A 12,986-nucleotide genomic window follows, 5' to 3' on the forward strand; every position below is an offset into this window, starting at 1 on the left:
CGGAGGCGGCGAGCGCCGCATCGGGGGCCTCGTCGTAGGCGCGGCCGTCCTTCTTCTCCTCGATGCGCAGGATGTTGGCCGCGCGCTTGTAGCCGGCGAGCAGGTTCCTGCCCCCGCCACGACCTGATCGACGCCGTCTTCGCCCTGCCCGGCCAGGACGACCTGCTGATGGTCGTCCGCCGCGTCGAGGCGCTGGGCGAGTTCCTGGGAACGGACGACGGCAGGAACCTGCTCGCCGGCTACAAGCGCGCGGCCAACATCCTGCGCATCGAGGAGAAGAAGGACGGCCGCGCCTACGACGAGGCCCCCGATGCGGCGCTCGCCGCCTCCGGCCAGCCGGAGGAGCGGGCGCTCGCCGAGGCGCTGGCCGCGGCGCGCGAGGAGGCCTCCGCAGCGGTGGCGGCCGAGGATTTTTCGGGAGCGATGCGGGCGCTGTCGCGGCTGCGGGCACCGGTGGACGCCTTCTTCGAGAAGGTCACCGTCAACGCCGACGACCCAACCCTGCGCCGGAACCGGCTCCTGCTCCTCAACGCCCTGCGCGCCGCCACCCGCGAGGTCGCCGACTTCTCCCGCATCGAGGGCTGACGAGGAGAGACCGGCCGGGTCCGAGTTGCGACCCGGGCGCTCGGCGTCGGGCTGGCGATCCGGGCATCCCGGCGACATCCCGGCGCCACTGTACAATTTCAGACAAAAGTAGATCGGCAGGTCAAACCTTACTCCCGGGATGTGAATTACGGCTGATCGGCAATCGCCGTTCGCATCGAAACATGCTTAAGATCTGGTAACGTTCCACTCCGAGCGCTTTCCGACGTCGTGGATGCCGGTTCTGCGAAAGAAAGCGCGTCAAAACGAAGGTCTGGAGACGCCGGCCCGACGCGATCGGGTCGGCGTGTCTCGTATCGGTCGATGTCGGGTTTTGATCCTCTTGTTCTGATCGACGCGTGCTACGCGGCGGCCCTCGATCCGGAGAAGTGGTCCGGCGCACTCGACGGGCTCGCCGATGCGCTCGGGGCGCGTGGGACCGTCATCGTGTCTCACGATCCGGCGCGCACGGCGCAGACCTTGGCATCCGAGCGGATCGCCGATGTCGGGGTCGATTACGGCGCCGGCGGCTGGTGGCAGCACGACACGCGCATCCGCCTCGGCCGCGAGCGCGGCCTGCTGCGGCCGGGCGCGGTCATGGTCGACGAGATGTACATCGAGCCGGACCGGAAGCGCACCGATCCGTTCTTCCAGCACTTCATCGACCGGCACCGCCTCGGCAATCTCTGCGCCTATGTCGGCGCCGACCCCCTGGACCGTCACACCCTGTCGTTCAGCGCGCCCCGCGACGTGCGGAAAGGCCCGTTCGAAGGGTTCGAGGTCGAGCGGCTGGGGCTCGTCGGCCCGCACGTCATCCGCGCCTTTCGGCTCACGGCGCTCGTCGGCGACATGCGCCGGGAGGCGGAGGGGCTCACCTCCGCCCTGGAGCGGATGCGGGCGGGGATCGTCATCCTCGACGCCCGCGGCCGGGTCCGGCTCGTCAGCCCGGCGGCGGAGCGGCTGGCGGCCGGCTACATCGCCCTGCGCGGCGGCGCCGTGCCGGAGGCGGCGGAGCCCGTCGAGAGTGCGCGCTTCGACCGCTTCCTGGCCGACATCCTGCCGGACCGGGCATGGCCGCGGCAGGACCTCCTCCTTCTGCGCCGCCGGGGCGGCGGACGCCCGCTCTCCGTCGAAGCGCTGCCCCTGCGCGGCGGCGATCCGTTTCCGGTGGCCGGCGCCGGTCTCGGGGGCGGCGTGGTGCTGCTGCTGCGCGACCTGCTCGCGCCGGCCACGCGCCCGATCGAGCCGCTGCTGGAACAGCTCGGCCTCACCCGGGCCGAGGCGCGGGTCGCCGCCCTGGTCGGACAGGGATCCGCGCCGCGGGAGGTCGCGGAGCAGTTCGCCGTCAGCGAGAGCACGGTGCGCAGCCAGCTCAAGGCCGTCTACGGCAAGCTCGCGATCCGTCGGCAGAGCGAGCTCGCGGTCTTCATCACCCGCCTCGACAGCCTGTGATACCGTTTCCGATTGATTGGTTCGGGTTTTGCCCCACTCCGTCATCGCGAGCGGCAGCGAAGCGATCCAGGGCGCGCCCTTTCCGGACAGGGCGCGCCCTGGATTGCCACGGCTTCGCCTCGCAATGACGAAGGACAGACCGAAGCGATCAACCGGAGATCGTCTGACAACCATCCCGCCCTACTCCGGCTCGTCCCGCCGCTGGCGCAGTTCGGGGGCGGGCTGCTCCGGCTCGGCGACCGGCGTTCCCTGGCTCTCGGAGCGGCTCGAATCCACGAACAGCCGCGCCTCGCCCTCGCGGATGCCGAGGCTGCGGAGCGCGTAGGTCATCATGCCAAGCGCCAGTTCCCGCTCGGCCATCAGGACGAGGCCGACGCCGTCCTCCTCCAGCCGGCGGCGCTCGCTGTCGCTGTGGGTGCGCACCACGCTGTCGATGCCCGGATTGGCGGCGCGGGCCTTGGCGAGCAGCCGCCGCGCCTGGTGCGGGTCGGGGGTCGCCACCACGACCAGGCGGGCGGTGGCGATGTCGGCGGCATCCAGGATTCCCGGCGCGGTGGCGTCGCCGAACACCGCCGGCACGCCCTGCGCCCGCAGATCCTCGACCCGGCGCCGGTCGCGCTCCACCACGACGAAGGGCAGGCTCCAATCCTGAAGCGCCTTGCCGATGGCGCTGCCGACGCGGCCGTAGCCGATGATCACCGCGTGGTCGTGCAGCGCGGGGGCGGCGGCGCGCACCGGCAGCGGCGCGGCGGCGCGGCGCTCGAGGCGGCGGCGCAGTTCCGGCCGCTCGCCGAGCCAGCGCGACACCCGGTCGGCCAGGACGAAGAACAGCGGGTTGAGGGTGATCGACAGGAGCGCGCCGCCGAGGATCAGGTCGCGCCCCTCCGGCGGCAGCAGCTTCAGGGAGATGCCGAGGCCGGCGAGGATGAACGAGAACTCGCCGATCTGCGCGAGGCTCGCGGCGATGGTCAGCGCCGTGCCGACGGGATGGCCGAAGGCGAGCACGATGGCGATGGCCGCGAGCGACTTGCCGAGCACGATCACGCCGACCACGCCGAGGATCGAGAGCGGCGCCGTCAGGACGATTCCCGGGTCGAACAGCATGCCGACCGAGACGAAGAACAGCACCGCGAAGGCGTCCTGCAACGGCAGGGAATCGGCCGCCGCCTGATGGCTGAGGTCCGATTCGGCGAGCACCATGCCGGCGAAGAAGGCGCCGAGGGCGAAGGACACGCCGAACAGTTCGGAGGAGGCGTAGGCGATGCCCACCGCGCTCGCCAGCACGGCCAGGGTGAACAGCTCCCGCGAGCCGGTGCGGGCGGCGAGCGCCAGCAGGTAGGGAACGACCCGGCGTCCGCCGATGAGCATCACGGCGACGAACACGCCGACCTTGGCCAGCGTCAGCCCCAGCGTGAGCCACAGGCCGTGATCCGGCCCGACGTGGTGGCCCGCCATCCCGACCGTGTCCCCGCCGAGGGAGGGCGCCAGCGCAGGGAGCAGCACGAGGGCCACTACCATGGCGAGATCCTCGACGATCAGCCAGCCGACGGCGATGCGGCCCTTGTCGGTGTCGAGGAGGCCGCGCCCTTCGAGCGCCCGCAGCAGCACGACGGTGCTCGCCACCGAGAGCGCCAGCCCGAAGACGAGGCCCGCCCCCGCGCCCCAGCCGAAGCCCCAGGCCAGCCCCGCGCCCATGGCGGTCGCCGCCGCGATCTGCACGATCGCTCCGGGCAGCGCGATCGTGCGCACCGCGAGCAGGTCGCCGATGGAGAAGTGCAGGCCGACGCCGAACATCAGCAGGATGACGCCGAGCTCGGCGAGCTGGCTCGCCAGCGCCGGATCGCCGACGAAGCCGGGCGTGAACGGGCCGATGGCGATGCCGGCGACGAGGTAGCCGACGAGCGGCGGCAGCCGAATCTTCTGAGCCAGCATGCCGCCGATGAACGCGCAGACCAGTCCGAGCGCGATGATCGAGATGAGTTCGGTGGCGTGCTGCAACGCGCTTCTATCCTCCCGAGGCGGGCCGCCCCGGGATCAGATAAGGCAAATCACGGTCCCGTGTCCGCAACGGCGGCGCGGCGGAGACACGGTTGCCGCGCTATTCCTCAGCCCTTCATGCGCACATAGGTGCCCGGTGCCGGGCCGAGGGAGGGAAGCGAACCCGCTCCGGGAATGCGGGCGGACACGCGCTCGGGCGCCTGCTCCTCCAGCCACCGGAACCAGTAGGGCCACCACGAGCCGGGATGCTCGGTCGATTTCTCGATCCAGTCCTCGAACCGGCCCTTGGCCGGGCCGCCGGTGCGGAAGCCGTACTTGGCCTTGGGACCGGGCGGGTTGACCACGCCCGCGATATGGCCGGAGCCCGCCAGCACGTAATCGACCTTGCCGCCGAACTTGCCTGATCCCTCGAAGACCGAGAGCGCCGGGGCGATGTGGTCCTCGCGGGTGGCGAGGTTGAAGACCGGCACCTTCACCTTCTTCAGGTCGAGGCGCACGTTGCCGAGCACCATCTGCCCCTTGGAGAGCGTGTTGTTGAGGTAGCAGTTGCGCAGGTAGAACGAGTGGTTGGCCGCGGGCATCCGGGTGGCGTCCGCGTTCCAGTAGAGCAGGTCGAAGGCGGCGGGCGCCTTGCCGCGCACGTAGTTGTTGACGACGTAGGACCAGATCAGGTCGTTGGGCCGGAGCATGTTGAAGGCATTGGCCATCCGCGCGCCCTCCAGGTAGCCGCGCTCGGCCATCCGCTCCTCGATCGCCTTGATCTGCCCCTCGTCGGCGAAGACCTTGAGGTCGCCCGCATGGGTGAAGTCGACCTGCGTGGTGAGGAAGGTCGCGCTCTTGATCCGCCTGTTGCCGGTGGCCGCCTGGTAGGCCAGCGTCACGGCGAGCAGGGTGCCGCCGACGCAGTAGCCCGCCGCCGCGACGTCGCTCTCGCCGGTGGCGACCCCGATCATGTCGATGGCGGTCTCGATGCCCTCGCGCATGTAGGACTCGAAGTCCTTGTCGCGGTGGCGCTCGTCCGGGTTCACCCAGGAGATCACGAACACCGTGATCCCCTGCGAGACCATCCAGCCGATGAGGCTCTTCTTCGGGTTGAGGTCGAGGATGTAGAACTTGTTGATCCAGGGTGGGACGATCAGCAGCGGGCGCTTCAGCACCGTCTCGGTCGTCGGCGCGTACTGGATCAGCTCCATCAGGTCGTTGCGGAAGATGACCTCGCCGGGGGTCACCGCCACGTCCTCGCCGAAGGTGAAGGCGTTGAGGTCCGTCTGGCGCACCCGGAGCTGGCCGCCCCCGGCCTCCAGATCCTCCTGCAGCATCTTCATGCCGCGCATCAGGTTGGCCCCGCCCTCCTCCAGCGTCTGGCGCAGGAGTTCGGGGTTCGTCATCACGAAATTCGAGGGCGAGTAGGCCGAGAGGAGCTGGCGCAGGTAGAACTCGGCCTTGTGGCGGGTGTGCTCGTCGATGCCGTCGGCGGTCTCGACCATCTCCTCCGCCCAGCGGCCGAGGATCAGGTAGCTCTGCTTGATCAGGTCGAAGACCGGGTTGGCGCTCCAGTCGGCATGGGCGAAGCGCTTGTCCTTGGCTTCGGGCTCGACCACCGGTGCGGCGGCTGCGCCCTGCATCCGGCTCATGGTCGAGGCCCAGAGCGCGGCGAACGACTGCCCGAGCTTGGTCTGGGCTTGGAGCGCCTTCTCGGGGTCCTTCAGCCACGTTTCGGCCACCCGCGTGAGGGTGCGGGTCATCTCGTCGATCTCGTCGGCGCCCTGGAGCTTCGCCCCCGGAAGTCCCGCTCCCTGTCCCGCCTGTTCGAACGGTTTGAGGGAGGCGGCCGCCGACTGCCGGAACACCTCCGCGAGTTGGTTCGCGTTGCGCGCGATGGTCTCGAAATCCGGCGGTGCCGGGCTCGTACGCTCCGTGGCCACGCGACACGTCCTCCCAGGGTCCGCCCGCATCCCGCCCGTCCGGACGGCCCGAGCCTCGTTTCCGACAAATTAACGCTCCACCCAGCAGATGTCGCCCGCCCCCGGCTCCATTTCCAGACCGTTGTCATGATCGTGCGCCGTACCGTCCGCACCATCGCCCTGGCCCTGCCGCTCCTTGCCGCGGCCTCGGCCGGCGGCTGTTCGGGCGACGTGAATCCGCTGAAGGCGGCCATGGTCGGCGCCGGGTCCGGCATCAAGCCGGTGGAGACGCCCGACTTCGTGCAGCAGTCCCGCAAGGGCGACGCGACCTACATGCCGGTGGGCGAGTCGGCGCCCCGTCGCGACCTCCGCGCCCGCAACTCGGCCGGGCAGACGGCCTTGCAGGCGGAACTCGAAGGGGCGCGCAACCGCAACGAGGCCAAGGGGCGCGCGGCGGAAGGGGCGGCGAAGGACGCCGCCAAGGGGCTCACGCCCAATCCGGTGCAGTGAGCCCTCCGCCCGGCCTTTCGGGCCGGGCATTGCGATTTCGTATCGGCGCGCGGGCGCGTCGATGGTAAACAGGCCGACTCCTCACCGCCGACGATTCCTTGCGGGGGGAGGGTTCGCGACACCGGACAGAACGACGCCATGACCGATTTCCACCGCATCAAGCGCCTTCCGCCTTACGTCTTCGAGCAGGTGAACCGGATCAAGGCCGCCGCCCGAGCCCGCGGCGCCGACATCATCGATCTCGGCATGGGCAACCCGGATCTGGATGCCCCGCGCCACGTCATCGAGAAGCTCGTCGAGACCGCCGGCAAGCCGCGCACCGATCGCTACTCCGCCTCCAAGGGTATCGCCGGCCTGCGCCGCGCCCAGGCCGGCTACTACCAGCGCCGCTTCGGCGTGAGCCTCAACCCCGAGACGCAGGTCGTGGCGACGCTGGGCTCGAAGGAGGGCTTCGCCAACATGGCGCAGGCGATCACGGCGCCGGGCGACGTGGTGCTGGTCCCCAATCCCAGCTACCCGATCCACGCCTTCGGCTTCCTGATGGCGGGCGGCGTGATCCGCTCCGTGCCGGCCGAGCCGACCCCGGCGATGTTCCCGGCGCTGGAGAAGGCGGTCGTCCACTCGATCCCGAAGCCGGTGGCGCTCGTCGTCTGCTATCCGTCGAACCCGACGGCCTACGTCGCGAGCCTCGACTTCTACCGCGACCTCGTCGCCTTCGCGAAGAAGCACGAGCTGATCCTGCTCTCGGATCTGGCCTATGCCGAGGTCTATTTCGACGACAACAACCCGCCGCCCTCCGTGCTGCAGGTGCCGGGCGCCATGGATTGCACGGTCGAGTTCACCTCGCTGTCCAAGACCTTCTCGATGGCGGGCTGGCGCATGGGCTTCGCCGTCGGCAACGAGCGCCTGCTCGCGGCGCTGACGCGGGTGAAGTCCTACCTCGATTACGGCGCCTTCACGCCGATCCAGGTGGCGGCCACCGCCGCGCTCAACGGGCCGGACGACTGCATCAAGGAGATGCGCGCGACCTACAAGAAGCGCCGCGACGCCCTGATCGAATCCTTCGGCAAGGCCGGCTGGAAGCTGCCGACGCCGGAAGCCTCGATGTTCGCCTGGGTGCCGATCCCGGAAAAGTTCCGGGAGCTCGGCAGCCTGGAATTCTCCAAGCTGCTCCTCGAGAAGTCGGATGTCGCGGTGGCACCCGGCATCGGCTTCGGCGAGCACGGCGACGAGTACGTCCGCATCGCGCTCGTCGAGAACGAGCAGCGCATCCGGCAGGCGGCGCGCAACGTCCGCCGCTTCTTCGACGGTGCCGACCGCACGCTGCACAACGTCGTGCCGATGCAGAAGGCGGTCTGAGCCCGGCGCGCTCGCCGTCGGGGGTTGTTGCGGCGGGGCGACAGGGCCGGGCAATCGGCCCTGTTCGCCGGCGCATCGGGGGCGGAAAGCTTGTCAGTGGGCGTCCGCGTCCGCAGGGTCTTCTCCCGTTTTGCCGCCGGGCCGTCCCGGCGGGCGGACGTGTTTCGAGGACCCGCATGCGCCGCCTGAAGCTCTTCGCCGCCCTGGCGCTCGCCGGCGCCGCCGCCGGAGCCTGCGCCCCCCACCCGATCGTGGCGCGCGACCCCGTGCCCGCCCCCTCGCCGGAAGAAGCCTATTCCTGCAGCTCGACGCCGTTACCGCTGAACGCCTACAAGTCCGATTGCACACCCACGGTGCGCGAACCGCGCGCCGTCCTGCAATCGAAGGGCTGACGGCGGGCTCCCCCGTCAACCTTTCCTTGTCACGTCTCGGGGTTTGATCGCGCCCTCGAGACGTCGGCCCGAGCCGGTGCGATCGCCCTGCGAGCGGTCACGGCTCATTCGCGTGTCGAAGCGTTCTTCCGCCGAGCTGGCACGCCTCTCGGCTCAAAGCCTCTAACGTCGGAGCAAGCCCGTGGCCCGTGCCCGCCTCCTCCTTGCCGCCTCTCTTCTCGGGCTCGCCGCCCAAGGCGCCGCCGCCCAGAACCTGCAGGATCGCCCCTACGGCGAGGCGCGCGGGCCCGTGGTGCATGAAGTCGATCCCGAGAGCGGCCGTTTCCGGGGGCCGCCGATCAGCACCGACGGGCAGGATCTGCGCGCCATCGGTGCCGTGCCGGTGCCGACCGTCATGAACGGCGGCAGTTTCGGCCCGACCGGCAACGATTATTTCGGCAACATGCTCACCGCGACCCCACAGGGACCGCGCCGGGACTCGGACGGGTACGTCCTGGCCCCCGCCTACAAGTCCCCGCCGCTGCGCTGAGCCGTTCACCCCAAGGCGAGCTCGGTCGGTCCGAAGGCCGGGCCCCGATTTCGACGCGTCGTGTCGACGGACGACGCCTGCGCCGCCCTGAACGCGGCGACGGCCGTTCGAGGAGTGCTTGCGGCCTGAGACCCTTCGTCGGCAGCGACGGAGCATCCTCCTCGCGCATGCCCCCGGAGAGGGCCGACAACCAACGGCGCCGGGCGCGGACGATTTTATACCCGGATCTCCTTGGCGGAGTTTTTCAAGCAGGTCGCTCGGGTTGATTGATCGGAGAGGTCGGTCGTCAATCTGCCCCTCAACGCTTCGCTCTAAAAATTCTACTCGATCCGAGCGCATGTGTCGCAGTGCAACGCTTCGAGAGACCTTCGAGCCTCCGCCCGAAACTTGATGCATCGGGAGGCCTCGTTTATCACGCAACCTTGATTCATAGGCAGCGGGCGGCAGCGGGCGCCGGCCCGGGCGAGGCTTGCGAGGTGCGTCTTGTACACGCTGCGTGACGATCTGGATGGCCTCCGTCTGGCAGAGCCGGAGAGTCCCGATGTCTGGCTCGTCTTCGGCGGCCGTCGGCACAGGGTCGCGAGCCCGGCCGTCTATCAAGCTTTGTTCTCGGGCGCCGAGGACATCATCTTCAGCGAGGACATCCCGTCCATCACCATGGGCCCGGAACTGAACGACGGCACCTGCCTCGCCCGTCCGGCCGGCTCCCACATGATCTTTCTCGTCACGGGGCGCGGTCCGGTGCGGAAGTACCACATTCCGACCTTTGAGAGTTTCACCGATTTCGGCTTCAACGAGGGGGCCGTGATCGACGTCCCGGCCCTCATCCTCGAAGCCGTCGAACTCGGCGGCGAGTTGACCAGTGCCTTCGAGCGGACGCGCCGGGCGCCGGACACGATCCAAATCCCGACGCAAGCTTCGACGACAGAGGGATAGGTTTGGGCGACCGCAGCGTCACCATCGCGATTCCCGTCCATAACGGCGCGAACTATCTCGGCGAGGCGATCGAGAGCGCTCTCCGGCAGCAGCGCGCGGAGACGGAGATCATCGTCGTCGATGACGGCTCGGACGACGACGGCGAGACCGGCGCCATCGCGCGCGGGTTCGGCGATCGGATCCGCTACCTCCACCAGCCCCAGGGCGGGGTGGCGGTCGCGCTCAACACGGCGCTCGCCAACGCATCCGGCCGCCTGTTCTCGTGGCTGTCGCACGACGACCTGTTCGAGCCCGGCAAGACCGAGTTCCAGGTGCGGATCCTCGATGCGGTCGACCGGGACGACGTCTGTCTCTTCTCTGACTTCTCGTGGATCGATGCCGCCGGCCGCATCACGGGCGAGCAGCGGCTCGATCACTCGGCGCTCTCGCTCAACCCGCGCCTCGCCTTCTACGAGGGGCTGATCAACGGCTGCACGCTCCTCACCACCCGCGACCTGCTTCGGCGCGTCGGCGGTTTCGACGCGCGCTATCCCTACACCCAGGATTATCGGATGTGGTGGAGGCTCGCGCGCGAGGCCAGCTTCGTCCACGTTCCGCGCTGCCTGATGCGCTCGCGGCTCCATCCGGATCAGGGCTCTCACCGCAGCGAGGCGCTCGCCGAGAATTGTGCCTTCTGGAACGACGTGCTCGACGAAACGAGCGTGCTCGAGGCCGCGATCGTGGACGGAAGCCGGGAGCGCTTCCTGAAGCGGACCGGCGAGTTCCTGCGCTATCGCAGCCCGAATCGGCGGGTCGCCGACCGGGCGGACCGCATGGCGCGGACGAGCGCGGCGGAGACGTCGGTCTCGGTGGTCGTCGATGTCGGGTCGGACGTGGAGGCCGCACGCCGGACGATGGCCAGCGTCGAGGCGCAGACACGACGACCGGACGAGGTGATCCTGGTCGGAGATCCCGCCATCCTCGAAGCACTCGCCGCGGAGGGCGACTCGGATGGGACCTGCACGAGGCGGCTGCGGCCGACGCCGGAGCGGCAGCTCCCGGCCCGCCTTCGCCTCGGATTGATGGCGGCTCGCGGCGACTACGTCGCGCTGGTGACGAGCCCGGACCTCTTCGCCCCCGAGAAGATCGCGGTTCAGGTCGCGCGCATGTCCGCCCTGGGCTGCGTCTTCTCGCACAGCTCCTATCGCAGCGGCGGCGAGACGGTGGCGACCGGCACCTTCGGCGGGCGCGTCCATCCGGAGATCCTCGGCGGTTGCCCCATCGAGGTCTCGACCGTGATGATCCAGCGGGTCCTGTTCCTGTCCGGCCTGCTGTTCATGCACGAGGACGCCCCCCTCGCGTCGAGCTGGATCGAGGCCGCGGCCCGCTACGAATTGCTCGGTCTGGAGGAGCCTTTGTCCGACGTCGAGGCGCCTCTGGCGGAGCGGGAGGCGGGGCCGCTGCTGGCATGGCTGCGCGCGTCGGCGGATTACCGCCACTACACCGCGCCGCTGCATCGTCTGGAAATGCGACTCGCCGCCTCCGCGCCGTCGCTCCGGCGCCTTGAGGGATCGGAGGACGGCGCACCGATGACCGCACAGGCTCCCGCAGGAGGCCCCGATGCCGCTGCATGACGTGTTCCGGCGGTTGCGTGCTGTCCTCACCGGGGCTCCGACGGATGAGGCCGCCGGCGTCCCGATGGTGCCCGCGGCCGAGCACGACGCGATCGAAGCGTTTCTGACCGAAACACGGCGTCGCCTCGCTGAGGCCGAAACCGAGCACGACGCGATCCGAGCGCTGCTGATCGAGACGCGGCGCCGACTCGCGGTGTCCGATCAGCGTCTGGCGATCCTCGAGGGCAGCAACCGGGTGGCCGGGCGAGCCCTGCGTCGCCTCCTTCACGAGCGTGAGCAACTCGTCGCCGAGCGGGACGCCGTCGAGGTCCGGCTCTCGATCGCTCTCGGTGAACGGGCGATCGCGGTCGGCGACCAGCAACGGACGATGGTTCTCAACGACCACGTCCTGTCGGCGCTGCGCGACAGCGAGGCGGCTCGCGAGCGCCTCGAGGATGAGAATCAGCGCCTGCGCCGCCGAGCGGAAGGCCCCTCATCGGCTGTCCCTGCCGTCGAAGCGGTCGGGAACGCGAATCCCTCCGTGGTCTGACGGTAGCGGGAAAATCGGCCCCGCGGCTTCGGGGCGTCGACGACGGGTGAGGATGACCTGCGCCGCAACCGTCCCCTCAGGATATGAGTACGGTCAGATTTTTATCTCGCAATGCAGCAATTGCACTGCAGCAAGCTGAAACTTGTCATTATCTTGCATCTTGGCCGTTTCGAAAGGTTCTCAACGGCACGAGGCATTTGCGCTGAACGCCGAAGTTTGGCAATCAAGTTCAGCTTCTCCAGGGAGGGCGCCTCAAACCGAGCAACGTCCGTTGGCCATCCCGGCCCGGCTCGGCAAACCACAATCAAAATCCAAGGACGCACGCATGACCGCACTTTTGCTGATCATCGTGGGCGGGCTCTGCGCCGTTGCCTACGGTGTTGTGACGATCCGTGACGTGATGCGAAGGGATGCGGGCACGCAGCGCATGCAGGAGATCGCAGGCGCCATCGCCGAGGGCGCGCAGGCCTATCTGAGGCGCCAATACGCGACCATCGGCATCGTCGGCCTCGTTCTCTTCGTCCTCCTGGCCTACTTCCTCGGCATCAAGGTCGCCATCGGCTTCCTGATCGGCGCGGTGCTCTCGGGCGTGGCCGGCTTCATCGGCATGAACGTCTCGGTTCGCGCCAACGTCCGCACGGCGCAGGCCGCCACGCAGTCGCTCGGCGGCGGCCTGGAGGTCGCCTTCAAGTCCGGTGCGGTCACCGGCATGCTGGTCGCGGGCCTCGCGCTGCTGGGCGTCGCCCTCTACTACCTGTTCCTCACCCGCGGCGCCGGACTGGCACCGGGTAGCCGCGAGGTCATCGACGCGCTCGTCGCCCTCGGCTTCGGCGCCTCGCTGATCTCGATCTTCGCCCGCCTCGGCGGCGGCATCTTCACCAAGGGCGCCGACGTCGGCGGCGACCTCGTCGGCAAGGTCGAGGCCGGCATTCCGGAGGACGATCCGCGCAACCCCGCCACCATCGCCGACAACGTCGGCGACAATGTCGGCGACTGCGCCGGCATGGCCGCGGACCTGTTCGAGACCTACGCGGTGACGGTGGTCGCCACGATGGTGCTGGCCGCGATCTTCTTCGCGGGCAACGCCGCCGTCCTCGAAGCGATGATGCTCTATCCGCTCGCCATCGGCGCGGCCTGCATCATCACCTCGATCGCCGGCACCTACGCGGTCAAGCTCGGCGC

At 69.4% G+C, this 12,986-nt stretch carries 11 protein-coding genes and 1 pseudogene; 10 read left to right on the top strand and 2 right to left on the bottom strand.

Features of this window, described 5'->3' with window-relative positions; all coding sequences use genetic code 11:
- Positions 1-114: 114 nt before the first annotated feature.
- Positions 115-585 (top strand): annotated as a pseudogene (locus tag MFF42_RS07365) (DALR anticodon-binding domain-containing protein); the annotation flags it as partial.
- A 321-nt stretch (positions 586-906) separates the two neighbouring features.
- The gene (locus MFF42_RS07370) at positions 907-2,034 is read left to right on the top strand and encodes a helix-turn-helix transcriptional regulator (RefSeq protein WP_238255162.1); all 1,128 of its coding nucleotides are present in this window, start codon (positions 907-909) and stop codon (positions 2,032-2,034) included.
- A gap of 180 nt (positions 2,035-2,214) precedes the next feature.
- Here MFF42_RS07370 and MFF42_RS07375 read toward each other — a convergent pair whose 3' ends face one another.
- Both MFF42_RS07375 and MFF42_RS07380 read right to left on the bottom strand, forming a co-directional pair.
- A complete protein-coding gene (locus tag MFF42_RS07375; RefSeq protein WP_238255163.1) occupies positions 2,215-4,032 on the bottom strand; it encodes a cation:proton antiporter domain-containing protein in 1,818 nt (605 codons plus the stop codon).
- Between the two features lie 107 nt (positions 4,033-4,139).
- A complete protein-coding gene (locus tag MFF42_RS07380) occupies positions 4,140-5,957 on the bottom strand; it encodes a PHA/PHB synthase family protein (protein WP_238255164.1) in 1,818 nt (605 codons plus the stop codon).
- Between the two features lie 126 nt (positions 5,958-6,083).
- Between MFF42_RS07380 and MFF42_RS07385 the strand changes: the two genes are divergently transcribed.
- From MFF42_RS07385 to MFF42_RS07420, 8 genes are all read left to right on the top strand, one after another.
- Positions 6,084-6,446 carry a hypothetical protein gene (locus MFF42_RS07385; protein ID WP_238255165.1) on the top strand — a complete coding sequence of 121 codons (363 nt, stop codon included), beginning with the start codon at positions 6,084-6,086 and terminating at the stop codon, positions 6,444-6,446.
- Between the two features lie 138 nt (positions 6,447-6,584).
- A complete protein-coding gene (locus MFF42_RS07390) occupies positions 6,585-7,805 on the top strand; it encodes an LL-diaminopimelate aminotransferase (RefSeq protein ID WP_238255166.1) in 1,221 nt (406 codons plus the stop codon).
- Between the two features lie 176 nt (positions 7,806-7,981).
- Positions 7,982-8,197 (top strand): hypothetical protein, encoded by a 216-nt coding sequence (locus MFF42_RS07395; RefSeq protein WP_238255167.1) that lies wholly within the window; start codon positions 7,982-7,984, stop codon positions 8,195-8,197.
- Positions 8,198-8,378: 181 nt separating this feature from the next.
- Positions 8,379-8,726 carry a hypothetical protein gene (locus tag MFF42_RS07400; RefSeq protein WP_238255168.1) on the top strand — a complete coding sequence of 116 codons (348 nt, stop codon included), beginning with the start codon at positions 8,379-8,381 and terminating at the stop codon, positions 8,724-8,726.
- A 483-nt stretch (positions 8,727-9,209) separates the two neighbouring features.
- Positions 9,210-9,662 carry a hypothetical protein gene (locus MFF42_RS07405; RefSeq protein WP_238255169.1) on the top strand — a complete coding sequence of 151 codons (453 nt, stop codon included), beginning with the start codon at positions 9,210-9,212 and terminating at the stop codon, positions 9,660-9,662.
- Positions 9,663-9,664: 2 nt separating this feature from the next.
- Positions 9,665-11,275 (top strand): glycosyltransferase family 2 protein, encoded by a 1,611-nt coding sequence (locus tag MFF42_RS07410; protein ID WP_238255170.1) that lies wholly within the window; start codon positions 9,665-9,667, stop codon positions 11,273-11,275.
- Positions 11,262-11,804 (top strand): hypothetical protein, encoded by a 543-nt coding sequence (locus MFF42_RS07415; RefSeq protein ID WP_238255171.1) that lies wholly within the window; start codon positions 11,262-11,264, stop codon positions 11,802-11,804. Before MFF42_RS07410 ends, MFF42_RS07415 begins: the two co-directional genes overlap by 14 nt.
- A gap of 325 nt (positions 11,805-12,129) precedes the next feature.
- Positions 12,130-12,986, top strand: an 857-nt coding sequence (locus tag MFF42_RS07420) for a sodium/proton-translocating pyrophosphatase (protein ID WP_238255172.1), incomplete at its 3' end; no start/stop codon positions are given.

The sequence above is a fragment of the Methylorubrum podarium genome (assembly GCF_022179745.1).
GTDB lineage: Bacteria > Pseudomonadota > Alphaproteobacteria > Rhizobiales > Beijerinckiaceae > Methylobacterium > Methylobacterium podarium.

Excerpts from the sequence above, each read along its gene's own strand:
- MFF42_RS07370 (WP_238255162.1), top strand. The coding sequence starts at position 907 with ATGTCGGGTTTTGATCCTCTTGTTCTGATCGACGCGTGCTACGCGGCG.
- MFF42_RS07385 (WP_238255165.1), top strand. The coding sequence starts at position 6,084 with ATGATCGTGCGCCGTACCGTCCGCACCATCGCCCTGGCCCTGCCGCTC.
- MFF42_RS07390 (WP_238255166.1), top strand. The coding sequence starts at position 6,585 with ATGACCGATTTCCACCGCATCAAGCGCCTTCCGCCTTACGTCTTCGAG.
- MFF42_RS07395 (WP_238255167.1), top strand. The coding sequence starts at position 7,982 with ATGCGCCGCCTGAAGCTCTTCGCCGCCCTGGCGCTCGCCGGCGCCGCC.
- MFF42_RS07415 (WP_238255171.1), top strand. The coding sequence starts at position 11,262 with ATGCCGCTGCATGACGTGTTCCGGCGGTTGCGTGCTGTCCTCACCGGG.